Source organism: Kribbella sp. NBC_01484, assembly GCF_036227145.1.
In the GTDB taxonomy this organism is placed as follows: Bacteria; Actinomycetota; Actinomycetes; order Propionibacteriales; family Kribbellaceae; genus Kribbella.
In genome coordinates this window covers 1988942-2012093 of the sequence record NZ_CP109437.1, presented here as the reverse complement: position 1 = coordinate 2012093, position 23152 = coordinate 1988942, and the positions used below count along the sequence as shown (strand labels likewise).

Sequence of the window (23152 nt, the reverse complement as noted above, 5' to 3'; positions counted from 1 at the left end):
CTGGTGGGCCTCAGCAGGCTGTCACCGTGACCGGTACGCCGTTCAGCGCGGCGGTGCCGGCGACGGGGTCGGTGAAGTCCGCGTCCGTCACGTCGTTGGCGCTGGGGCCGGGGACCTGGTTGGCGACGGAGAGGTGGGTGCCGGGGCGGCCGTGGCCGAAGCCGTGCGGGAGGCTGACCACGCCGGGCATCATGTCGTTGCTCGCGGCAACTTCCACCGTGACCGACCCGGCCGCGGACGTCACCGTGACCAGCTGCCCGTCGGCCAGGTCGCGCTTGGCCAGGTCCTCCGGGTTCATCAGCAGCTGATGCCGCGGCTTGCCCTTCACCAGCCGGGCCGAGTTGTGCATCCACGAGTTGTTGCTGCGCAGGTGGCGCCGCCCGATCAGCAGCAACTCGCCGTCACTCCCGGTCGCGAGCGCCTCCAGCCGGGGCAGGTCGTCCAGGATCATCCGCTGGGCGAGGTCGATCCGCTTGGTCTTGTGGTGCAGCGCCCGGGGCAACGCCGGCTGCAGCGGCCCGAGGTCGACCCCGCCCGGCGACCTGCGCAGCTTCCGCAGCGACAGCCGGTACGGCCCGATCCGCAGTCCGAGGTCGACGATCCGTCGCGGCGACAACCGCAGTCGTGCCATCATCTCGACCTTGCGCCGGCTCATCGGCGTACGGCGTACCAGGCCCAGACCGAGGTCGCGGAAGATCTCCCAGTCGTGCCGGGCCTGCGGGGGCTTCGGCAGAACGGCGTCGTTCCAGCGCGAGGTGTTGCGGACCGCGAGCTGGTGGAAGATCACGTCGTAGTGGTCGCGCTCGAGCGGCGGCGCCGGCGGCAGGATCACGTCCGCGTGCCGGGTGGTCTCGTTGATGTACGGATCGACCGCGACCATGAAGTCCAGCGTGCCGAACGCCTCGTCGAGCCTGCGGCCGTTCGGCGTGGACAGCACCGGGTTGCCGGCCACCGTCACCATCGCGCGGATCCGGCCGTCACCCGGCGTCAGGATCTCCTCGGCCATCGTCGACACCGGCAGCTCGCCGCCGAACTCGGGCAACCCGCGGACCCGGCTCCTCCACAACCCGAGGTGGCCACGGCCGAGACCGAGCAGCGCGTTCACCGCCGGCCGCGGGAACATCGTCCCGCCGGGCCGGTCCAGGTTCCCGGTGATGATGTTGAGCACCTGGATCGCCCACTGACAGATCGCGCCGAACTGCTGCGTCGACACCCCGACGCGTCCGTAGCAGGCAGCCCGGTCAGCCGTCCCGAACTCGCGGGCGATCCGCCGGATCACCTCCGCGTCGATCCCGGTCATGCCCCCCGCCCGCTCGGGCGTCCATGGCTCGACCGCGGCCTCGACCGCCTCGAAACCATCGACGTACGACGCCGGCCGAGCGTGACCGTCCTCGATCACCTGATGGATCAGCGCGAGCAGGAAGGCGGCGTCCGTGCCCGGCCGGACGAAGTAGTGCTCGTCGGCGACCGCCGCGGTCTCGGTCCGGCGCGGGTCGATCACGACGACCTTGCCACCGCGCTTGCGCAGTTCCTTGAGCCGCCGCCCGAACCCGGGCGCCGTCATCATGCTCCCGTTCGAGGCGAGCGGATTGGCGCCGAGCATAAGCAGGTACGACGTCCGGTCGATGTCCGGAACCGCCACCATCAGCTGGTGCCCGTAGAGCAGGTACGACGCGAGCATGTGCGGGAGTTGGTCGATCGAGGTCGCGCTGAACCGGTTCCGGGTCCGGAGTTGCCGGATCATCGTCGGCAGGTGGGTGAGCGCGCCGAGGCTGTGCACGTTCGGGTTGCCGAGGTAGACGCCGACCGAATCCCGGCCGTGCTCGCGCTGGATCTCGGTCAGCCTCCCGACCACCAGTTCGTACGCCGCCTCCCACCCGAGTTCCTGCCATCCGTCGGGAGTCCGCCGGACCGGCGTGGTCAGCCGGTCGGGATCCTCCTGGAGATCGCGCAGCGCGACCGCCTTCGGGCAGATGTGGCCGCGGGACAGCGGGTCCGACTCGTCGCCGCGGATGTCGGTCACGCGGCCGTCCTCGACCGTCACGAGCACACCGCAGATCGCTTCACACAGGTTGCACGAGGTCCGCCGTACGGTGGTCGCCATCCAGCCAAACTACCCCCGGGTAGCCTGTCCGGCCATTACTCGAAGCGCGCCTCGTCGAGTCGCCCGAGGATGGCGTCGACGGTCTCGCCGGCGGAGAGGTCGGAGTTGTCGAGCCAGAGTCCGCGGCGCGGGCTGAACGCGTGCAGCTCGTAGTCGAGCTCGTCGACCAGGTGGTACGCCCCGCCGATCCGGCTGGAGATCACCTCGGGTCGCGGCGTCAGGACGACGAGATACCGCGGGCGGGTCCGGATCCCGTCGAGGAACTCGCGGAGCAGTTCGCCGATCACCACGTCCTCCAGGACCACGGTGAAGCCGGCGTCGGCGTACCCGTCCGCGACCTGGCAGGCGAGCCGGTAGCGGAGCTGGAGCTGCTTCTGGGCCGCGGCGCTGTCGTCGCGCATCGAGGCCTGTCCGCTCACGATCATCCGGCGGAAAACATCACCGCGGAGGTGTACGCCGTACTGGAATCTCTCGGCCAGTAATTGGGAAACTGTCGACTTCCCCGCCGCCATGATCCCGCTGACGACGATCACCCCCTCGGACTCCATGCGGTGATGTTGCCACGCGGCGCAAGGTTTTGGTCAGGTCTCCCCGAATCTTGTCTGTAACCGGACAGAAAACCTTGGTTTGCAAGGCTTTTCAGGCCAGCAGCGACTCGACGTGGAGCCGGAGAAGCTGCCGGACCCGGGTCGGTGTGGTGCGGTCGGGCTGGATCGCCGCGTGCAGGGCCAGCCCGTCGATCACCGCGTGCAAACGCTCGACCTCGCGGCGTAGATCGACGCCCTCTTTCAGAACGCCGGCCTGGGCGAGTGCCTGCAGGAGCGATTCGCAGAGTTGGCGCAGTCCGTTGTGCACGGTGTCGACGTGTTCGTGCAGGGTGCCGGCGCCGGACTCGGCCTGGGCCTGGGCCATGAACGCGATCCAGACGTCGAACTCGGCGCGGCGTTCGGCGTCGAGGGGGAGGGCTTCCTCGAGGTAGCGCAGCACGACCGTGGTCGGGCTGCCCTTGGCGTCCAGAGCCTCGATCCGCTGCGTCACGCGCCTGGTGACCAGGTCCATCGCGAAACTCAGCAGACCGTCCTGGTCCGGGAAGTAGTACCGGACGGCCCCCGGTGACCAGCCGGCCTCGGCGGCGATGGTGCGGACCGAGGCCGCGCGGATGCCGTCGCGGCGGACCACCCGCCAGAGCGCCTCGGCGATCTCCTCGCGGCGGGTCTCGTGGTCGACGATCTTCGGCATGGGTCCTTTTTAGCACAGTCGTGTTAGAGTCTTGTCTCAACACAGTCGTACTTAATAACTCGGGAGGGTGAACCGCTGTGCTGCTCGCTGTGATCGCCGGGTGTGAGATCGGCTTCTGGGTTCTGCTCGCCGCCGGGATGGTGACGCGCTACCTGCTCAAGCTGCCCAGGGCGGGCCTGGTGCTGCTGGCCGCCGTACCGCTGGTCGACGTGGTGATGCTCGCAGCCAGCGTGATCGACATCCACCGTGGCGGGGTGCCGGCGTTCAAGCACTCACTGGCCGCGATCTTCATCGGGGTCAGCGTCGGCTTCGGTCATCAGACGCTGAAGTGGGCGGACAAGTGGGCCGCGCACTTCCTGGGCGGTGCGCCGCGCCCGGTCAAGCCGCCGAAGCGCGGTCCGGAGCGTGCTCGTCGCGAGCGCGCCGGATGGTTCCGTCACCTGCTCGCGTACGGCGTCGGAGTCGGCATCATGATCGGCCTCGGCCTGCTGTCCGGTCGCGGGTACGACGCCGCCCTCGCGCCGGCCTGGACCTGGACCGTCGTGCTGGTGATCGACGCCATCGTCTCGTTCAGCTACAGCTTCGACCGCGCCGACGACGAGGCCCGGGAGAAGCAGTCGGTCTGAGATGCCCTCGCCGGCCGCTCCGGCGTCGTACATTTCGGACATGACGACGACGGGGCGTAGCTGGGCCGGGATGACCGCTCTGGTGGTGGCGGCCGGGATCGTGATCCAGCTGATCGTGACGGCGAACGGGACCGAGGGGTTCTTCCCGGACAACCCGGACCGCGTGTTCAACGTGTTCGCGTACTTCACCATCCAGTCGAACCTGTTGCTCGGCGGGACTGCGCTGATGCTGGCTCTGCAACCGGACCGGCCGCAGAGCACGCTGTTCAAGACGCTGCGGTTGAACGGCGTGCTCTGCATCGCCGTGACCGGGATCGTCTACCACCTCGTGCTGGCCGGCTCGGACGACCTGCACGGGTGGGCGGCGGTGGCCAACTTCCTGCTGCACACGCTGGCACCCGTGGTCGGGGTGCTGGGCTGGCTGCTGTTCGGTCCGCGCGGGCAGACCGATGCGCGGATCGTCTCGTGGTCGATCGTTTACCCGCTGCTGTGGCTGGTGTTCACACTGATCCGCGGTGAGTTCGTCGGGTTCTACCCGTATCCGTTCGTGAACGTCGACGAGCACGGGTACGCACGGGTGCTGCTGAACTGTCTGCTGGTCGCGGTACTGTTCCTGGCTCTGGCGGCCGGGGCGACCTACCTCGACCGCCGCTTGCACCGGAAGACAACCGTCGAAAGGTAGACCCGTGCTGGTGACCTCGCGCTCGTACGCCGAGTACGAAGCGATGTTCGACCTGAAGGACCTCCCCGACTCCGTGCTCGACTGCTGTGCGGGTGGTGCCGGGTTCACTGCCGAAGCCGCAGCCCGTGGCGTCGACGCGATCGCCGCGGATCCGGCGTACGAGCTCGATCACCCCGAGCTGGTCGACACGGTCCGGCGGAGCCTGCCGGCGACGGCCGGGATCGTGGACGAGCATCAGGGGAGCTTCGTCTGGCACTGGTACGGGTCGCCCGAGCGCAAGGACCAGTACCGCATCGAGGCCGCCGACGCGTTCCTGCAGGACGTCGCGGCCGCGCCCGAGCGGTACGTCGCGGCCGGCCTCCCGGAGCTGCCCTTCGGTGACCGGCGCTTCGAGTTGGTGCTGTGCTCACACCTGTTGTTCACGTGGGCCGACAAGTACGACCGCGACTGGCACGAGGCGGCGCTGCGGGAGCTGATCCGGGTGGCCAACTCCGAGGTCCGCATCTTCCCGCTGGTCATGCAGGGTGCCGGTGAGTCGGTGCCGTATCTGCAGGACATGCTGCAGGGGCTCGACGGCGTCACCTGGGAGATCCGCAAGGTGCCCTACGAGTTCCAGGCCGGGGCCGACGAGATGCTGGTCATCACTCGCACCTGACGTTTGGTGCTTCCCACCCGATCGCCATCCCGGATGAGTTGCGCACTGACCCGCCACGAGGGGTGGGAAGCGCCAAACGGCAGCTACCGCGTGCCTGCCCGGCCGATCGAGTGGTGGAGGGCGCTTCACCACTCGATCGGTTGGATGGCCGGCTGGTTCAGCGGAGGTACCTGCCGCAGACGGGCCACGGGGAGGCGCCGCGCTGGGCGTAGAGCTTCTTCGCGCGCGTCAGCTGCTCGCCCGCGGACGCCTTCGTCGGGCTGCCGGAGCCGCCCACGCTGCGCCACGTCTGCATGTCGAACTGGAACAGCCCGTAGTACCCGGCCGAGTTGACGGCCCGCGGGTTCCCACCGGACTCACAGTTGGCGACCTTGGCCCAGGCGCCGCTCAGGTTGGCCTTGCCGCTGGACGTGGAGCGATCCTGGGACCGGCTCTCCCGCACCTTGCGCTCGGCCTTGTGGACCTTCTTCGTCTCGACCTTGTGGGTCTTCTTCGCGGTGACCTTCCTCGGCGCGGGAGCGGCGGCCTTGTTCGCGCCGTCCAGCGACAGGGTCTGCCCGATGAGGATCAGGTCCGGGTCCTCGAGGTTGTTGATCTTCGCCAGCTGATGCCAGTCGGCACCGTTCGCCTGGGCGATTTCTGAGAGCGTGTCGCCGGCCTTGACCGTGTAGTCGGTCGCGAAGGCCGCACCGGCGCCGGCGGCGGTGATGCCGGCCCCGAGACCGGCGATCGTGATCGTCCGGGCCACCCGGCGAGTATTTCGCCGGGGGCGCGCATGTCGGGCTTTGGACATCAGAAAAGCGCTCCTCGTGAGCTGGGCATGGTGGAACTCACCAGGCCCCCCGTCAGGGGATGGGGGCATCCGGGCGGGTCACAGGACAGCGTCCGAATGGTCACGCCACGGTAACGACGCGACCTGAGCCATCCTGTGCGACCTTGGCCCGAAGCGCAAGGCCAATCGGGGGATCTGCCCCGGGTTTTTCCGTCGCTTGACGTAGCGAAAGCCCAACAACAGAACGGTTTCCAGTGTGACGCGCCGAAGGTTTGAGCGCGGCTGGAGGGGGTAGGCAACGCTGAGCAACCGCCCGGTTTCCCGCCCGTGCAGACGTCGGGAACACCCCGTTTTCCCACCTGCTGGACCTGCGTTGTCTCAGCGCCGGAAGTATCGCGGCGGGACCAGGTCCGTGGTGAGCTTCCGGATCACGTCCTGCTCCTCGGCCGGCCACGCCTCCCACACCTCTCGCGCCCACGTGATCAGCGCGGCCTCCACGTCCCCGACGTCACCTGCAGTGAGTACGTCGTACGCCGTGAGCCGGCCGACCGTCGCGGGTGGGGTCAGCGCGGGCCAGTCGTCGTACGAATTGGCCATGATCCCGTGGGCGGTGCGGACGTCGATGGTGCCGGAGCCGCGCTCGAAGTACATATAGAGGCCGTTCAGTGCGAACACCGGCCCGATGCGTGGAGCGTCCGGGCTGACGTGCTGGGCGCCGTACGCGTCGATCCGCAGCTGGTGCAAGTACCCGAGCCGAGCCGCGTGCTCCAGCTCGTAGCCGAGCAGCTCACCGGCGACCTCCAGGCACTCCGGGGAGGCGGTGTTCTTCGCCTCGCCCGGCCAGTCCGAGCGCGGGAGTACGGCGCCGCACCCGGGGCAGGCTGACTCTTTCCCCACCCCACCGCCCGATTCGTGCGTGTCATCCGAGGAGTTCACTCGTTGATCGAAGCACGCGCACCGTCGTCCGGCAGCTGGTTTTCACCGCCCGTAACTTCACTTCCAGTGCCTCGTACACACCCAAGAGCGACGACTACTGTCATCCCGTGACCGCCGAGAGCACCCTCTGGAAGATCCACGGCGAACGCCTGATCGACGACACCCGCCGCCTCCGCCTGACCATCGCCACCGTCGAACTCCCCGACGGCGTGCAGTTCGAGCAGTACGTACTACGGATGCCGAAGGCCGCGATGATGGTCGTCCTCAACGACGCCCGCGATCACGTGCTGATGATGTGGCGCCACCGCTTCATCATCGACCGCTGGGTCTGGGAACTCCCCGGCGGTTACGTCGACCCCGACGAGGATCCGGCGGTCACCGCGACCCGCGAGGTGGAGGAAGAAACCGGCTGGCGCCCCCGATCCGTCGAGCCCCTCGTCACTCTCCAACCTTCAGTGGGTACGACGGACGCGGAGAACCTCCTGTTCATCGCCCATGGCGCTGACCACATCGGAGATCCCTCCGACATCAATGAGGCAGAGCGCATCGCCTGGCTCCCTCTGGACTCATTGCCCGGCCGCATCCAAGCCGGCGAGATCATCGGCGCCGCTTCCCTCGTCGGCCTCCTCCACGTCCTAGCGTTCCCGCGCTCATGACCGAGCAATGGCTAGAGGTACGTCGGGAGTTGCAGCAGAACCGTTTTCGTTGGGGTGTCGAGGCCGCTGCCGACTATCCCGCGGATCGTCGAGTGGCCGGGACGCCGTTGCTGGCGGCATCGACGTGGATCCCGGCGCAGCCGATCCCGTTGGCCTCCATTCGGTTGGAGTTCGAGCCCGATGCGGAGTTCCACGGGGTGACAGGACTGGAACCCACGGACGCCCTGCCCCTGCGACCGGACGGCAGCCGCTACCCGTCGTACGCCGAGGCCATCGCCGACCTGGCGTCCCCGGCTGTCTTTGAGAACCGCCCGACGTACAGACTCCTGTCGGCGGACCTGACCGCCGCACAGCCCGTACTGCGCCTGGGTCGAGGCACCTACTTCGACAGCATCAACACCGGCGAAGCCTCCGCCCACGAGTACGCCGCCCGCCGCCTTGGCCTGAGTGGATCGAGCCCGCTGCGCACCGCGATCGGGGAACCCTGGGACCCAACCCGCCGCCCGACCAACCTGGCGATCAGCACCCTCACCATCCGCCACGACAAGACGACCGGCGACTCCTCCTTCCTGATCCACTGGCGTGATCCCGCCAAGGTGGGTCACGCCGGCGGCCTCTACCAGGTCGTTCCGTCGGGCGTCTTCCAACCAAGCGCCGACGCATCCTGGAACGAACGCCACGATTTCTCCCTCTGGCGAAACCTCACCCGCGAACTCTCCGAAGAACTCCTGGGCACGTCAGAAGACCACGGCAGCGACTCCGCCCCCATCAACTACGAAACCTGGCCCTTCGCCACCCAACTCTCAGCTGCTCTCACGGCCGGCTCGGCCCGGGCATACTGCGTAGGCCTAGGCGTAGACCCGCTCACCTTCGCCACAGACCTACTAACAGTCCTAGCAATCGACGCCGACATCTTCGACACCCTCTTCGCCGACCTCACCACCAGAAACGACGAAGGCCACGTCCTCACACCCCAACCCTTCACCGCCGACTCAATCAACGACTTCGTCCACCACAAACCACTACAAGCCGCCGGCGCAGCCATCCTCCAACTCGCCTGGCAACACCAACTGGTCGCGACCAGGGAGCTTGGGCGACTGGAGTCGTGATGTTGCGAGACTGAAAGCGGACCGCCGGCACTCACCAACCTGCCGTTTCCGGTCGAGCCCTTTCCTACGCGAGCGTGGCTAGAGGTCATCGATCGAGGTTGGTGAGTGGCAACGGTCCGCGCAGGACACCAGACCTGACGAACCCCACCGAAGTCACGCCGCCGCCGATACGCAGCGCAGCGGTCACAACGCGAGGCCGCGGACCCCAAACAGGGACCTTGAACACGAAATAACGTGTTCAAGGCCCCCACCGCCTGACCCAGCTCCCCACTCCAGGTCAGCGAGCAACCCCTCAGCAACTCGTCGCCGCCGGAACCAACATCACGCGGTTCAAGCGACCACAGTTGCCTTGCGCCACACGCTGGCGTGGGTAGTCGGTCGCGCGCGACACGAGGCGGCCGAGAAGGCCCGCGAACGGGGTGTGTTCGTCAGCCGCGCCGATGAGCACGGCACCAAGACCATGCCCGCAGAGGTACGGGTGGGCGGGAGCGCGCATAGCTGACGCGACGGAGGTGCGGCTGCGTAACACGCGTGGGCTATTACACCGGGTAGGTGTGGATTTCGGTGGCTTTTAGGGTGGCGTGGAGGGGTTGGCCGGGGGATAGGTGGAGGTCGGCTACTGCTGCGGGGGTGATGTCGGCCAGGAGGGTGGTTGGGCCGGTGGGGGTGGCGTTGAGGCGGACTCTGACTGTGTGGGCGTGTTGTTCTATGCCGGTGACTACGGCGGGCCAGGTGTTGCGGGGGCTGCCTGAGGGTGGTGAGGGGTAGAGGCTGACCGCGGTCGGTGGGAAGGCTACGTGGACCGGGCCGGTGGCTGGTTCGGCGAGGGTGATGGTGCCGCCTTCCACCAGGTCGACCGTGGTGCCGGAGGCGGTGCCGCGGTAGAGGTTGAGGCCTACTAATTGGGCTACGTAGTCGGTGCGGGGGCGGCGGGCTATCTCAGTGGGGCGGCCTGCTTGGACCATACGACCGTTCTCGACGATGACCAGCCGGTCCGCGAGGACCATGGCGTCGAGTGGGTCGTGGGTGATGAGCAGAGTGCGGCCTTCGTAGCGGCTCAGGTGTTGGCCGAGTTCGGCGCGGACGTGGAGCGTCGTACCAGCGTCCAACGCGGCCAAAGGCTCGTCCAGCAACAACAGTTCGGGGTCGGTGGCCAATGCTCGGGCCAGGGCGACTCGTTGGGCTTGGCCGCCGGACAACGAGCGCGGGCGGGTACGCGCGTACGACGACAAGCCGACGATCTCGAGCCAGCGCGAGGCCTCCGACCGGGCGGTGTGTTTGTCGAGTCCGCGGGCGCGGAGGCCGAAGGCAACGTTCTCGAGGCAACTGAGGTGGTCGAAGAGCAGGTAGTCCTGGAAGACCACGCCGATCGGCCGGCGGTCCGGCGGACGGAATGTACGCGGGGGTTCGTCCCACACGTCAGAACCTAAAGCGATGCGGCCACCGCCCAGCGGCAAGAGGCCGGCAATCGCGCGGAGTGCGGTGGTCTTGCCGGCGCCGTTGGGGCCCAGCAACGCGACCACCTCACCTGGTTCGACAACCAGGTCCAGCGAGAGGTCGAAGGAGTCACGGGTCACTCGCACGTCGGCGTACAGAGTCATCGCAGCCCACTGATCCAGCGCTCACGCAGAGACGCCAGTACGAGGACAGACACGATGAGAAGCACGATGCTCAGTACGACGGCCACGTCCGGGTCGGTCTCCAACGCGAGGTACACCGCCAGCGGCATCGTCGTCGTACGGCCGGGGAGGTTGCCGGCGAAGGTGATGGTGGCGCCGAACTCACCCAGCGCGCGAGCCCAGCACAGTACGGCGCCTGCCACGACACCTGGCGCGATCGACGGAAGTGTCACACGTCGAAAGGTCAGCCAGCGACCTGCGCCGAGTGTCGCGGCCGCCTCCTCGTAGCGAGGGTCAGCGGCTCGCAGTGCTCCCTCGACAGCGATCACCAGGAACGGCATGGCAACAAAAGCCTCCGCCACGATCACACCGGCCGTCGTGAACGGCAGAGTGACGCCGAACCACAGATCCAGGTGCTCACCGATCAGTCCGCGTCGCCCCAGAACCAGCAGCAGTGCAACACCGCCCACTACCGGTGGAAGGACCAGGGGGACGGTCACCAGAGCCCGGATGACGGCGCGACCGGGCAACTCGCCGCGAGCCAGCAGCCAGGCGAGCGGGATGCCCAGGACAAGACACACCGCAGTAGCGGAGGTGGCGCAGATCAGGGACAGCCTCAGCGCCTGCCAGACGTCCGGACTGGACAGACGGCTCGGCAACGTCGACCAAGGCGCTTTAGCCAGCAGACCGATCAGAGGGACGACCAGGAACGCCAGCCCGAGCAAGGCAGGCAGCAGGAGCACGAGGGGCAACCGCCCACTGGTGCTCCTGCTGCGACGACTCACGGTGCGTCGAAACTACTACGGCCTACGGCGCGCTGAAACCGGCGGCGGTCATGACCGCCTTGCCCTGGTCGGACAGCACGTAGGCGACGAACGCCTTGGCGCCGTCAGGGTTCGGAGCCTTGGTCAGCGTCGCGATCGGGTACTCGTTGATCGCTTTGTTCGCTTCGGGGAACTCGATGCCCTCGACCTTGTCCTTCGCCGACAGTACGTCGGTCTTGTAGACGAGGCCGGCGTCGACCTCGCCGAGGCCGACCTTGGTCAGCACGGCCTTCACGTCCTGCTCGAGGCTGTCCGGCTGCGGCGTGATCCCGGCCGCCTTGAACACCGTGTCGGCCGCCGCGCCACACGGCACCTGTACCGCGCAGATCGCGATCTTCTTGTCCTTGTCGGCGAAGTCCTGCAGCCCGGTGACCTTGCCCGGGTTCCCCTTCGGTACGGCGATCTCCAGCGTGTTCGTCACGAACACCGTCGGAGTGTTCTTGTCCGTCACCTGGTCCATGTTCTTCGGCGAGGCCGAGGCGAACACATCCGCGGGGGCACCCTGATTGATCTGCTGCGCAAGCGCCGAGCTTCCGGCGAAGTTGAAGGTCACCTTCACGCCGGGGTGGGCCGCCTCGAAGTCCTTGCCCAGCTGGGTGAACGTCCCGGTCAGGGAGGCCGCCGCGAAGACGTTGACGGTCCCGGACAGAGCCGGCGTACTGCTGCTGCCCGACGGCGAGGACGCCGCCGGAGTGTCGTCACCACAGCCGGCGAAGGTGAGCGCTGCAACGGCGGCGAGTGCGGCGAGCGCGGGACGACGGAACATCAGGCCTCCGGGATCTCGACGACGACATGGGTGGACTTGATCGACGCGACGGCGACCACACCGGGCTCCAGACCGAGCTCGTCGGCGGCCTCGCGACTCATCAGCGACACGACGCGGAACGGCCCAGCCTGCAGCTCGACCTGGGCCATCACACCGTCCTTGATGACGCGGGTGACGATACCCCGCATCCGGTTGCGAGCCGATGCGGCGGTGGTGTTCCCCGGCTCCGGCGACTCGGCCAGCTCTTGGGCGAATCGGGCGAGCGCTTGCCCGTCGATCGCCATCCGGCCGCTGTCCTGGACTGACGGCAGCCGGCCCTGGTCGACCCAGCGACGGACCGTGTCGTCGCTGACTCCCAGGAGCGCTGCCGCCTCAGTGATCCGCAAGTTCGGCACGGTAGACAGCATACTGCCGCAGATGCGGATTGTTGCCTGACCTTTTCCACAGTCACCGACCGGTGACGGAAAGTGTCTGCCAATCCGCATAAGTTAAAGGCATGAGGACATCGGGGTTGCGGGACTACCTGGACGGGCCGCACAAGGCGGCGCGCGACGTGGTGCGCGCAGGGCTGGCGGATGCGGAGCTGTTCGACCTGGCCGTGCGCCTGCCGCGGGACGAGTACCGCGACAAGGTGCTCGACCTGCTGCAGCAGATCACGGCCGACGGGCACCCGGCGCGCGGCTTCCCGAAGGAGTACGGCGGCGAGGGCGATCTCGGCGGGTTCATCGCCGGGTTCGAGATGCTGGCCTTCGGGGACCTCTCGCTGATGGTGAAGGCGGGGGTGCAGTTCGGCCTGTTCGCCGGCGCGATCCTGCATCTGGGGACCGAGAAGCACCATGAGCGGTATCTCGCCGACGCGGTCGGTGGCCGGTTGCTCGGCTGCTTCGCGATGACCGAGACCGGCCACGGGTCGAACGTCCAGGCGCTCGGTACGACGGCGACGTACGACGCCTCGGCCGGGGAGTTCGTCGTCCATACCCCGACCGCGGCGGCGCGGAAGGACTACATCGGCAACGCGGCGCGGCACGGGCGGATGGCGGCGGTGTTCGCGCAACTCGTGGTCGGCGGTGAGAGTCATGGGGTGCATTGCCTGCTGGTCCCGATCCGGACAGACGACGGTACGGCGATGCCCGGGGTGACGCTGTCCGACTGCGGCCCGAAGCTGGGACTGAACGGGGTGGACAACGGGCGGATCGTGTTCGACCAGGTCCGGGTGCCGCGGGATGCGTTACTGGACCGCTACGCCCAGGTTGATGCCGATGGCAACTATCAGAGTGAGATCCAGAATCCGGACCGCCGGTTCTTCACCATGCTCGGGACGCTGGTGCAGGGGCGGGTGTCGGTCGGCGGTGCGGCGATCAACGCGAGCAAGGTCGCGTTGACGATCGCGATCAAGTACGGCGCTCAGCGCCGGCAGTTCGGTGCGCCGGGGAGCGCGGAGGAGGCGTTGCTACTGGACTACCGGATGCACCAGCGACGGTTGTTGCCGTTGCTTGCGCGGACCTATGCCTTGCACTTCGCGCAGGGTGAGTTGGTGGACGAGTTCGTGCGGGTGTTCGGGGAAGACGGCACCGAGCACGACCGGCGGGCGTTGGAGGCGCAGGCGGCCGGGACGAAGGCGCTCGGGACGTGGCACGCGACCGAGACGATCCAGATGTGCCGCGAGGCGTGTGGCGGTGCCGGTTACCTCGCGGAGAACCGGCTGGCGACGTTGAAGGCGGACACCGATGTGTTCACCACCTTCGAGGGGGACAACACCGTCCTGCTGCAGTTGGTGGCGAAGGGTCTACTGACGGACTACCGGGAGTCGTTCGGGAAGCTGGACCCGCTCGGCACGGCCCGGTTCATCGCGGCGCAGGCGGTGGAGATCGCGGTCGAGAAGGCGGCCCTGCGACCGCTGATCGAGCGGCTGCGGGACGTCGTACCGAATCGGAGTGACGCGGCCGATCCGGACGCGGGGTTGCGGGACGACGCGTACCACTCGGGGCTGCTGCGGTTCCGGGAGGAGCACATGTTGTCCGGGGTCGCGCGGCGGCTGAAGGCGGGCATCGATGCGGGCGACGAGCCGTTCGAGGTGTTCAACCGGTGCCAGGACCACGTGATCGCGGCCGGCCGGGCGCATGTGGACAGGATTGTGATCGAGGCGTTCCAGGGCGCCGTACTGGACGCGCCGGAGGAGAGTCGTGAGCTGTTGAAGGACGTCTACGACCTGCACGCGCTGACGACGATCGAGGCTGAGCGGGCCTGGTACCTGGAGCACGGGCGGCTGTCGCCGGGGCGGTCGAAGGCGATCACGGCGCTCGTGAACGAGTTGTGCGCCGCCGTCCGGCCCGCCGCTGTCGAGCTCGTCGACGCGTTCGGTATACCGGGCGGGGCGGTGGAGGTGCCGATGGTTGTACCGTCGCAGCATGAGTGAGTCGATCGAACCCGCGTCGGCCGCCGAGGCCGCCCGCGAACTCGCCCGGGTGTTGCTGGAGCAGGCCGACGCTCTGGACCTGCACGACCTGCGGGCCACCGGCGCGATTGAGAACGTCCGGGTCCAGGCCCGGGCGCTCGCGGACGCCGTCCATGAACGGGGCTGGGGTGACATCTTCCTCGGGATCGACTCGTACGACCCCGACGAGCTGGACGACCTCCCGCTCGGGCCGGACGACTTCGACGACCCCGCGGACTACCGGGAGATCGTGGAGGGTGTGGACGATCTCGAGGAGCTGGAGGAGCCGCTGCTGCCGGAGAACGGGGTCCGGGTCAGCTATCAGGCGCGGTACGACTATGTGGTGACGGATCCGGACGCGTTCGTGCAGTACGTCCGGAGCCGGGCCGACGAGGCGCAGAACGACGAGGTGATCGACGACATCGAGGACGCGCAGTCGGCGTTCGAGCTGCTGTGTTACCTCGACGGGATGGGGTCGAAGGAGTACGACTCGTTCGGGCTGATCCCGGCCGGCGGGGAGGAGTCCCACCGGATCGTCGAGTTCTCCCTGTGGGACCTCGACCCGACCCGCCGCGACGACACCTACCCGTACTAGCCAGGACCGATCCGGTCAGGCTCGTCCGCGTCGGCGTAGTCAGCAGCAATCCGCTGCCGAAGCACCCAGATCAGGCTGGCCCGGCCAGCCTCTGTCCTGCTCGGCCAGCCGCAAGTGCCACCGCGCCGCCAAGTTCGAGCGGAAGGCGTCGAAGTCGACGCCTGGTTCTCTAGTCCCAGCCTCAGCGAGGATCGCCATCAGAGCACGGCGGCTGATCCAGTCCACGGTCAGGCTGACCTCGTGCCCGGCCCCATCAGACGTGACGATCATCAATCGACGGAATCGCTCCCGCACTCCGATTCGACGACCTGCCGCCGCTCCCAAGCTCTCTGCTCTCCTTCCCACCTGAGTCGCTTCTCCTCACGGACACCCGTGAAGATGGCAGACACGACCTGGCCGGCAATCGCGCCCCCAGCGCTGCTCTGCTGGTTGATCGGTACGACGTACACGCGGACGCCGGCGTACGGCGGATTCGGTCGCTTCACGAACTCAGCGTCTCCGCGACCGGTGCCGGATCTTGAGGGTGATCGCGAGGGTGAGAAGGGTGAGGCCGGCGGTGGGCGCGAGGGCCAGGGCGGTGGAGGGGCCCAGGTGGTCGGCGGTGTGGCCGGCGATGGAGGCTGCCAGGGCGGAGCCGGCGGCGCTGGTGGAGTTGTTCCAGGTGAACGCTTGGGTGAGGACCGTTGGGTGGACGGTTCGCTCGGTGAGCACGTTGAGGAGGACGAGTGTGGGTGGGATCGCGGCCTCCGTGATGACGACGGCCGCGCCTAGCCAGAGTGCCGATGGTGCCAGCGGAAGCAGGAGTGCGGTGCCGGTGAGATAAGCGGTCGCGATGATCAGTTGGCGGTGTGCCGGCATGCGGTGCCGGCGGAGGCCATAGAGCCAGCCGGCGAGTAGGCCGCTCAGACTTGAGGCGGCGATGATCAGAGCGGCCGCGTCTGGCGTGCCGCTGCTGACGGCGAAGGCACTGACCGAGACGCCCATCGTGCCGAAGTACAGGCCGATCGCGAGGTTGAGCATCGCGATCAGGACGAAGTCGAGGCGCAGCAGCGTGCGTCCGGTGTCACGCTCGCTGAGCCGACGGGCAGGGCGAGGCGCCGTACGACCTTGGGCCGCGAGGCCACCTCCTCCGCCGAGGATCAGGGCCGCCGCGATGATGGTCGCGACCGCCGGGTCACCGGCGGCGCCGAGGCCGGCGACCAGGACCGGGCCGACCAGGAACGCGGTCGCGTTCGCGAGCGACTCGAGCGAGAAGGCGGTTGGTAGGTCGTCGGCCCGGGTTTCGCGCAGCAGGTGCGCCCAGCGGGCGGCCGAGAGCGCGCCGAGTTGAGGCACCGCCGCTCCGGCGCACGTCGCGGAGACGATCAACGCGGTTGGTGCGGTCGACGTGAGGACGACGGCCATTGCGGTGCCGTGGGCGAGCAGGCAGAACGGCAGCACCCGGGTCTGACGGAATCGGTCCACGAGGCGGGCCAACTGCGGGCCGATTAGGGCTTCGGCCAGGGAGAAGCCGGCCGTGGCGAGACCGGCGGTGCCGTAGGAGCCGATGCGGTCGTGGACCAGCCAGACCAGGCCGAGGCCGGTCATGGCGATGCCGACGCGACCAACGGCGGCGGTCAGGAAGAAGGCTGCGGCACCGGGGATGCGCAGCAGTGAGCGGTAGCCAGTAGCGGCGGACGACATGAGAGTCCTTCGTCGCCGCCTGGCGAGGCGGACCACGGCGGGGTCGCCGGCGCCTGACATCCCGCTGGGATGTGATGAATGGTGCGACCCGTGGCCCGCCGGGGACGTCCAGAACTGCGGGAGGACGGGACACGCGTCCTCACCGCCGCCCCTGATCGCCAGGCGGAACAACAAACCTCAGGGCCTGGCCAATGCGGGTCCAAGCGATGCGGCACCGACGCTAACAGCCTGACGACTGTCGCCGCAACGCAAATGCGACGGCCGGTTGCTTTCAGGACGTCCGGCGACGTCCTTCCCGGTGAGTGGGTCGTAGACGTAGACCTCCGAACCAGATCGCTGATGCGATCAGCGCAACTGTTGTGGTGTCGATGAGCCAGAAAGGGCCAGTGGCCACCAACCACCACGAATCTCCGAGCGACTGGCGTCAGCACAGGTGCGGTTCGTGTGAGTCCGGGTGCGGCTTGTGGGGGGAGTTGCAGGTGGTGTGGTTTCGGACTGGGCCGGAGGTGGTGGTTGTTGCGGAAGGCAACGGTTGTACGGAAAGTGAAGAGCTGTCTACGGAGAGTTGCCTTGTTCAAAGGCAATGCAAATGTTTGATCGGGGGGATTCCCGGGGATCGCGGCCCATGACAACGTTCTGTTGTCGGCGGCGGACGGGTCGCTGACACAGGCTCCAGGTGGTTCCCGAAGTACTCCCGTCCGCGACCGGACTGTACCTCCCCTGCCGGTCACGGAATGAGGCATCGGGCCCGCCCGCCTTCGGGCCGACTGCCCTCGGGCAACAGCAGGACGCCGGCCGTGCCGCTAGGGCAGCCGGTCGCCAGTGAGGTGGCGACCGGCGCCCGGCACGGTCGGCGTCACCCGGTCAGATGGGTGAGTACGGCGAGCACCCGCCGGTGGCTGTCGGGAGTGTCGTCGATCCGGAGCTTCTGGAAGATGCTGCGCATGTGCGTCTCGACCGTGCGTTCGGCGAGGACCAGTTCGGCCGCGATCGCGCTGTTCGACCGGCCCTCCGCGACGAGTCGGAGGACCTCGCGTTCGCGGGCCGACAACGCCGCCAGTGGATCGTTCACCCGGGTCGGCGTCACGAGGGCCGCGACGATCGCCGGGTCGAGCGCGGACCCGCCGTCCGCGACCCGGCGCATCGCGTCGAGGAAATCGGCGACCCGCAGGACCCGATCCTTCAGCAGATACCCGAACGCCCCGGTCCCGACCAGATCGACCACGTGCCGCGTCTCGACATGTTGCGACAGCATCAGGATCGGCCGGTCCGGCGCATCGTCGCGCAGGATCTTCGCCGCTCGCGCGCCGTCGTCCGTCATCGTCGGCGGCATCCGTACGTCGATGATCGTCAGCTCGGGATCGACCGCGCGGACCACCTCGACCAGTCCGTCGGCGTCGGCCGCCGTACCGGCGATCTCGTGGCCGTTCTCGGTCAGCAGCCGGCTCAGACCCTCACGAAACAAGGCGGAATCCTCGCCGATCACGATGCGCACGGAATCTCCACCCTGATCGCGGTCCCGGCTCCGGGCGGACTCTCGACGGTGAACTCCCCACCGACCGACGCCACTCGGTCCCGCAACGACGTCAAGCCGAATCCATCCTTCGCCCCGCCCACGCCATCGTCGCGGACGACCGCCCGCAGCACCTGGTCGGACAGGCCGACCTCGATCGAGATCCGGGTGGCGCCGGCGTGCTTGAGCGCGTTCGCGATCGCCTCGCCCACGGTGAAGTAGACCGCGGTCGCTGCGCTCTCGCCTACCTCCAGGTCGGGTACGACGAGGTCGACCGGCAGTGTGCTGTCGGCGACGAGGCGGCGCAGCGCGACTGCGAGTCCGTCGTCGAGGCGGCTCGGGCGGACGCCGTGCGCGATCCGCCGCAACTCGGCCACGATCGCCTCCACCGTCTCGACCACTTCGTCGATCTCCTGGTACGCCGCGATGCTGGGCTCGAGCTGATACTGCAGGGACCGCAGTCGCATTCCGATCGCGATCAGTTGTTGCTGCGCCCCGTCGTGGAGGTCCCGCTCCAGCCGGTGCCGTTCGGCGTTCACCTCGTCCATCAGCCGGGCTCGGCTGGCGCGGACCTCGGCGAGAGCCTCCCGGAGTTCGAGACGCAGCCGGCTGACCTCGATCGGCAGTCGCGCCTCGACAACGGCTTCCCGCGCCCGCCGGATCCGGCGGGCGGACGTCGTACCGAGAACCAAGGCGCCGACGACGGCATCGCCGGTCTGCAACGGGATCGCGCCGTCGGGGATCTCGGGTTGGTCACCCGGCCGGTGGAGGAGGACGCGTAACGACGGGTCGTCGAGGGCGTCGCGCAGTACGGTCTCGATCTGTTCGGGCTCGGCCTCGCCGTCGCGAACCCGCCGGACGAAGGCGCGGATCCTGGCCAGCGCCACGGTCCGGTCGGGATCGACGAAGCGGCCGACCGAGCTGTGGATCCAGTGCTGCAGCGGCAACAGGGCCAGCGCGGTGACGAAGGCGGCTGTGGTGACGCCGACGCGGTCCGGGAAGAAGTTGCCGACAGCAAGAACCACCGCGGCGAAGATCGCCGCCGAGATCAGCGTGGTGACGACCCAGCTCAGCGTGCTCCCGAGCAGCCGGTCGATGTCGAACAGATCGTGGCGAAGGATCGACACCGCGATCGCGGCCGGGACCAGGACGAGCATCGCGATCAGGAACCCGCCGTAGGCGACATCGGCCGGCGCCCCGAGGGCGATCCCCAGCCAGCTTGCCGCGAGCAGGATTGGCACAGCCAAAGCGGCGGCGGTCAGCCAGCGCAACCGCAGCCGGATCAGCTTGTCGCCGCGCCGGTACCGGACGACCAGGCTCGACGCAGCGGCCAGCAGGACGGCCACGAAGAACGCGAACACGACGACGATCACGATCGAATGGAAGGGCTCGGGCGTGACGAATGGAGGTTCGCCGAGACCGCCGTCGGCGAAGGTCGCGGGATCCGTGGAGATCACGAAGTTCACGAGTGCGGCCGCGACCGGAACCATCGCCCAGATCGCCCGCCAGCGACGACCGGGCAGCAGGCCGTCCGGGAAGAGCAGCACCAAGGTCACGAAGCCGAGGAACAGCCACGGCCAGGCGCCGGCCGCGACGATCTCGACCACCCGAGCGGCCGGCCATGGGGTGCTGATTCGGTACGTCGCTCCCCAGTCTTCGATGCTGAAGACGACAGCCGGAGCGGTGGCAGTCAGTGCCAGCGCGGGGCCGATAGGGCTTGACGGCGCTCTGGCGACCACGAGCCAGCCGAGTACGAGAGAGGGCAACAACAGACCGGTCGTGACCGGCCAGTCGGCCGGGCTGCCGATCGACGCCGGGCCGTAGGCGAGCACTGCCCGCAGCGCGGCAGCCGCTGCGAACACCGTCGTCGCGGCGGCGACCAGACGCCGTGGCTGCAACACAACCTCATGATGACGGCGGGCGACTGGTTTCGCACCAGTGCCAGCACGCAAGCGCCAGCCGCGAGCCGGTTCCGGCGACAGCACCGATGTGCGGAGGCCGGACCGAGCGGGACGGTGATGGTGTCAATTCTTCCAGGAGGGGATCCCCATGGTTGCCATCGTCACCGTACTGTTCGCCTTCCCGCTCGGCTTCTTCCTGCGCAACCGGCTCGCGGCGTACGTCGCCTACATCGCGATCTTCGGCTACTCGTTCACCTTCCAGACGCTCTACTTGTTGCGCGCCTGGGTCGGCGACAACCACACCGCTTTCAGCGCGGATCCGGACAAGCTTCCGCTCAGCTACCTCGCCGTCACCGGCGCCATCTACCTCGTCGGCTTCCTGCTGATCACCTTGGGCCACCGCCTCGGCACGAAGCGCCGCAGCCGCACCAACGCTGTGGACCTCGAGGCAACCCGTTGATCAGGCCAGCTCCAAGGACGGACGGGCCGGGACCTCGCCGTACGTCGTGGTGCGCTGGCGGGCCGGGCGGCCGGCGGCGGTGGCCATGGCGGTCAGCTCCTCGATGGACTTGCGGGAGCCGTGCTTGGAGCCGGCCATCCGGCTGATGGTCTCCTCCATCAGGGTGCCGCCGATGTCATTGACGCCGCCGTTCAGGACCGCGACGCAGCCGTCGACGCCGAGCTTGACCCAGGAGCACTGGATGTTGTCGATCCGCCCGTGCAGCATGATCCGCGCCATCGCGTGCACCGCGCGGTTCTCGTCGTACGTCGGTCCCGGGCGGGCGACGCCGGCCAGGTAGATCGGCGAGTTCTGGTGGATGAACGGCAGCAGGACGAACTCGGTGAATCCGCCCGTCCGGTCCTGGACGGCGGCGATCGTACGCAGGTGCTGCACCCAGTGGTGCGGTGCGTCGACGTGGCCGTACATCATCGTCGAACTGGAGGGCAGGCCGACCTTGTGCGCGGTGCTGATCACCTCGATCCAGCTTGCCGTGGGCAACTTTCCCTTGGTGAGGATCCAGCGCACGTCGTCGTCGAGGATCTCCGCCGCGGTGCCGGGGATGCTGTCCAGGCCGGCCTCCTTCACCGAGATCAGGAAGTCCTCGATCGACAGCCCGGTGCGGACCGAGCCGTTGACGATCTCCATCGGCGAGTACGCGTGCACGTGCATGTCCGGCACCCGGTCCTTGACCGCGCGGACGAGATCGGCGTACGCCGTACCCGGCAGGTCGGGGTGGATACCGCCTTGCATGCACACCTCGGTCGCGCCGATCACCCAGGCTTCCTCGGCGCGCTGGCCTACCTCGTCCATCGACAGCGAGTAGGCGTCGGCGTCGGTCCGCCGCTGCGCGAACGCACAGAACCGGCAGCCGGTGTAGCAGACGTTGGTGAAGTTGATGTTGCGGTTGACCACGTACGTGACGTCGTCCCCAACCGTTGCCTTGCGCAACTCATCCGCAAAAGCAGCCAATGCGTCCAGCGCCGGACCCGTTGCCGTCATCAACGTCAGGGCCTGCGCATCCGACAGCCCGGCCGGATCCCGCTCAGCAGCGGCGAGCGCGACCTTCACATCACCTTCGACACGCTCTGGTGCGGACCGATGAGCGACGTCTTCGCGGAGGACGTCCCAGTCGCCGTACGCCGCGTCGAAGTCGGAGCGGGTCTCGGTACGCCGTCCCTCGGTGTCGATCGCGGTGTGCAGGTCGGTGCGCCCGACGCTGTCCCACCCACCATCCGGCTCCTGCCACGGCAGGCCCGTCGGCAGAGCAGCCTCGTTGGCCAGCCCACTCACCGGGTCGACCAACGCCTCGACGTGGGAGATCAGGCGGGGGTCCAGCCAGGGCTCGCGAAGGTATTCGGGGTGGGCGGTGAGACGTTCGCGCAGCGTGAAGCCGGCGTCCGCCGTGACCTTCGCCAGGTCGTCGATCTGCGGCCATGGGCGTTCCGGGTTCACGTGGTCGGGCGTCAGTGGCGACACCCCGCCGAAGTCGTCCACGCCCGCGTCGAGCAGAGCCCGGCACTCGGCCAGGTCGACCAGGTTCGGCGGCGCCTGCACCCGGACGCGCGGCCCGAGCACGACGCGGGTGACGGCGATCGCGGCCAGCCATTCGTCCAGCGGTACGTCGGCGTCGTTGCGCATCGCCGTGTCCGGCTTCACCCGGAACCCCTGGATGATCACTTCCTGGATCCCGTTGTACTGCCGGGCGATCTTGCGCAACGCGAAGATCGAGTCCGCCCGCTCCTCCAACGACTCACCGATCCCGATCAGCAGACCGGTCGTGAACGGTACGTTCGACCGCCCGGCGTCCTCCAGCACTCGCAGTCGGATGGCCGGGTCCTTGTCGGGTGAGCCGAAGTGCGGCTGCCCCTTCTCCTCGAACAGCCGCCGGGACGTGGTCTCCAGCATCATCCCCATGCTCGGCGCGACCGGCTTCAAGCGCTGCAGGTCCTGCCACGACATCACCCCGGGGTTGAGGTGCGGCAGCAGCCCGGTCTCCTCCAGGACCCGGATCGCCATCGCCCGCACGTAGTCGAGCGTGCTGTCGTACCCGGCCTCCTCCAGCCACTGCCGCGCCGCCTCCCAGCGGTCCTCGGGAGCGTCGCCGAGGGTGAACAGCGCCTCCTTGCAGCCGAGTGCGGCGCCCTGCCGCGCGATCTCCAGCACCTCGTCCGGCGAGAGGTACGGCGCGTGCACCCGCCCCGGCGTGGTCGCGAACGTGCAGTAGTGACAGCGGTCCCGGCACAACCGGGTCAGTGGGATGAAGACCTTCTTCGAGTACGTCACGATGCCGGGGCGGCCGGCGTCGGCCAGGCCCTGGTCCCGGACGCGGGCCGCGGTCGCCATCAAGGTGGTCAGCGCGTCGCCGCTCGCGCCGAGCAGCACCTCCACCTCCGCCGGGTCGAGGGTCTTGCCGTCGTCCGCACGCTTCAGGGCGCGGCGCATCGCCGTACTGATGTCGTTGGTTGTCACGTCATCCGAGCCTAGGCGCCGGAAACCGTCCGTTCCCGCGATTCCCGGGACCAAAAACAATCCGTAC

Annotated in this window: 22 protein-coding genes; 8 read left to right on the top strand and 14 right to left on the bottom strand. The window is 68.3% G+C overall.

From position 1 onward, the window contains the following. Window positions 1-10: 10 nt before the first annotated feature. The 3 genes from OG555_RS09870 to OG555_RS09860 all read right to left on the bottom strand — a co-directional run bounded on the left by OG555_RS09870 (window position 11) and on the right by OG555_RS09860 (window position 3343). Entirely contained in the window at window positions 11-2104 is a 2094-nt protein-coding gene (locus OG555_RS09870) for a molybdopterin-dependent oxidoreductase (RefSeq protein WP_329482511.1), read from the bottom strand. Between the two features lie 35 nt (window positions 2105-2139). Beyond that, complete coding sequence (locus OG555_RS09865) at window positions 2140-2652, bottom strand: AAA family ATPase (protein WP_328525743.1); 513 nt, start codon at window positions 2650-2652, stop codon at window positions 2140-2142. Between the two features lie 91 nt (window positions 2653-2743). Beyond that, the gene (locus OG555_RS09860; protein WP_329482510.1) at window positions 2744-3343 is read right to left on the bottom strand and encodes a TetR/AcrR family transcriptional regulator; all 600 of its coding nucleotides are present in this window, start codon (window positions 3341-3343) and stop codon (window positions 2744-2746) included. Window positions 3344-3420: 77 nt separating this feature from the next. Between OG555_RS09860 and OG555_RS09855 the strand changes: the two genes are divergently transcribed. Genes OG555_RS09855 through OG555_RS09845 form a run of 3 tightly spaced genes read left to right on the top strand, consistent with a single transcriptional unit; the run spans window position 3421 to window position 5306 of the window. Further along, complete coding sequence (locus OG555_RS09855) at window positions 3421-3969, top strand: 2TM domain-containing protein (protein ID WP_329482509.1); 549 nt, start codon at window positions 3421-3423, stop codon at window positions 3967-3969. Between the two features lie 40 nt (window positions 3970-4009). Continuing rightward, complete coding sequence (locus OG555_RS09850; protein ID WP_329482508.1) at window positions 4010-4651, top strand: Pr6Pr family membrane protein; 642 nt, start codon at window positions 4010-4012, stop codon at window positions 4649-4651. Window positions 4652-4655: 4 nt separating this feature from the next. Next, entirely contained in the window at window positions 4656-5306 is a 651-nt protein-coding gene (locus OG555_RS09845) for a hypothetical protein (RefSeq protein WP_329482507.1), read from the top strand. 157 nt (window positions 5307-5463) lie between these two features. Here the strand turns inward: OG555_RS09845 and OG555_RS09840 are convergent, their stop codons facing one another. Next, the gene (locus OG555_RS09840; RefSeq protein WP_329482506.1) at window positions 5464-6054 is read right to left on the bottom strand and encodes a transglycosylase family protein; all 591 of its coding nucleotides are present in this window, start codon (window positions 6052-6054) and stop codon (window positions 5464-5466) included. A gap of 402 nt (window positions 6055-6456) precedes the next feature. After that, entirely contained in the window at window positions 6457-6975 is a 519-nt protein-coding gene (locus OG555_RS09835; protein WP_329482505.1) for a DUF5946 family protein, read from the bottom strand. Window positions 6976-7121: 146 nt separating this feature from the next. On the opposite strand from OG555_RS09835, the gene OG555_RS09830 reads away from it, so the two are divergent. Together OG555_RS09830 and OG555_RS09825 are read left to right on the top strand one after the other, a co-directional pair. Then, the gene (locus OG555_RS09830) at window positions 7122-7670 is read left to right on the top strand and encodes an NUDIX hydrolase (protein ID WP_329482504.1); all 549 of its coding nucleotides are present in this window, start codon (window positions 7122-7124) and stop codon (window positions 7668-7670) included. After that, on the top strand, window positions 7667-8779 hold the full coding sequence (locus tag OG555_RS09825; protein ID WP_329482502.1) for a hypothetical protein: 1113 nt from the start codon (window positions 7667-7669) through the stop codon (window positions 8777-8779). The genes OG555_RS09830 and OG555_RS09825 overlap by 4 nt, the downstream gene beginning before the upstream one ends. A 539-nt stretch (window positions 8780-9318) precedes the next feature. Here the strand turns inward: OG555_RS09825 and OG555_RS09820 are convergent. From OG555_RS09820 to OG555_RS09805, 4 genes are all read right to left on the bottom strand, one after another. Next, window positions 9319-10380, bottom strand: coding sequence for an ABC transporter ATP-binding protein (locus OG555_RS09820; protein WP_329482501.1), 1062 nt, complete (start codon window positions 10378-10380; stop codon window positions 9319-9321). Further along, entirely contained in the window at window positions 10377-11141 is a 765-nt protein-coding gene (gene modB, locus OG555_RS09815) for a molybdate ABC transporter permease subunit (protein ID WP_442914493.1), read from the bottom strand. The genes OG555_RS09820 and modB overlap by 4 nt, the downstream gene beginning before the upstream one ends. A 64-nt stretch (window positions 11142-11205) precedes the next feature. Continuing rightward, the gene (gene modA / locus OG555_RS09810; RefSeq protein WP_329482500.1) at window positions 11206-11988 is read right to left on the bottom strand and encodes a molybdate ABC transporter substrate-binding protein; all 783 of its coding nucleotides are present in this window, start codon (window positions 11986-11988) and stop codon (window positions 11206-11208) included. Continuing rightward, window positions 11988-12383: a TOBE domain-containing protein gene (locus OG555_RS09805; RefSeq protein ID WP_329482499.1), complete on the bottom strand. Its 396-nt coding sequence runs from the start codon at window positions 12381-12383 to the stop codon at window positions 11988-11990. Before OG555_RS09805 ends, modA begins: the two co-directional genes overlap by 1 nt. Before the next feature lie 101 nt (window positions 12384-12484). Here OG555_RS09805 and OG555_RS09800 point away from each other — a divergent pair, with 101 nt between their 5' ends. Together OG555_RS09800 and OG555_RS09795 are read left to right on the top strand one after the other, a co-directional pair. After that, window positions 12485-14404 (top strand): acyl-CoA dehydrogenase family protein, encoded by a 1920-nt coding sequence (locus OG555_RS09800; RefSeq protein ID WP_329482498.1) that lies wholly within the window; start codon window positions 12485-12487, stop codon window positions 14402-14404. Next, on the top strand, window positions 14397-15017 hold the full coding sequence (locus OG555_RS09795) for a hypothetical protein (RefSeq protein ID WP_329482497.1): 621 nt from the start codon (window positions 14397-14399) through the stop codon (window positions 15015-15017). Before OG555_RS09800 ends, OG555_RS09795 begins: the two co-directional genes overlap by 8 nt. Window positions 15018-15286: 269 nt before the next feature. On the opposite strand, the gene OG555_RS09790 is transcribed toward OG555_RS09795, so the two are convergent. From OG555_RS09790 to OG555_RS09775, 4 genes are all read right to left on the bottom strand, one after another. After that, complete coding sequence (locus tag OG555_RS09790) at window positions 15287-15502, bottom strand: hypothetical protein (protein WP_329482496.1); 216 nt, start codon at window positions 15500-15502, stop codon at window positions 15287-15289. A gap of 4 nt (window positions 15503-15506) precedes the next feature. Then, complete coding sequence (locus OG555_RS09785; RefSeq protein ID WP_329482495.1) at window positions 15507-16700, bottom strand: MFS transporter; 1194 nt, start codon at window positions 16698-16700, stop codon at window positions 15507-15509. 856 nt (window positions 16701-17556) lie between these two features. Further along, entirely contained in the window at window positions 17557-18195 is a 639-nt protein-coding gene (locus tag OG555_RS09780) for a response regulator transcription factor (RefSeq protein ID WP_329482494.1), read from the bottom strand. Continuing rightward, window positions 18183-20114, bottom strand: a complete 1932-nt coding sequence (locus OG555_RS09775; protein WP_329482493.1) for a sensor histidine kinase — start codon at window positions 20112-20114, stop codon at window positions 18183-18185. The genes OG555_RS09780 and OG555_RS09775 overlap by 13 nt, the downstream gene beginning before the upstream one ends. A gap of 148 nt (window positions 20115-20262) precedes the next feature. Here OG555_RS09775 and OG555_RS09770 point away from each other — a divergent pair, with 148 nt between their 5' ends. Then, the gene (locus OG555_RS09770; RefSeq protein ID WP_329482492.1) at window positions 20263-20574 is read left to right on the top strand and encodes a hypothetical protein; all 312 of its coding nucleotides are present in this window, start codon (window positions 20263-20265) and stop codon (window positions 20572-20574) included. Here the strand turns inward: OG555_RS09770 and OG555_RS09765 are convergent, their stop codons facing one another. After that, window positions 20575-23058 carry a bifunctional FO biosynthesis protein CofGH gene (locus OG555_RS09765; RefSeq protein WP_329484792.1) on the bottom strand — a complete coding sequence of 828 codons (2484 nt, stop codon included), beginning with the start codon at window positions 23056-23058 and terminating at the stop codon, window positions 20575-20577. It lies immediately after the preceding gene. Window positions 23059-23152 lie beyond the last annotated feature (94 nt).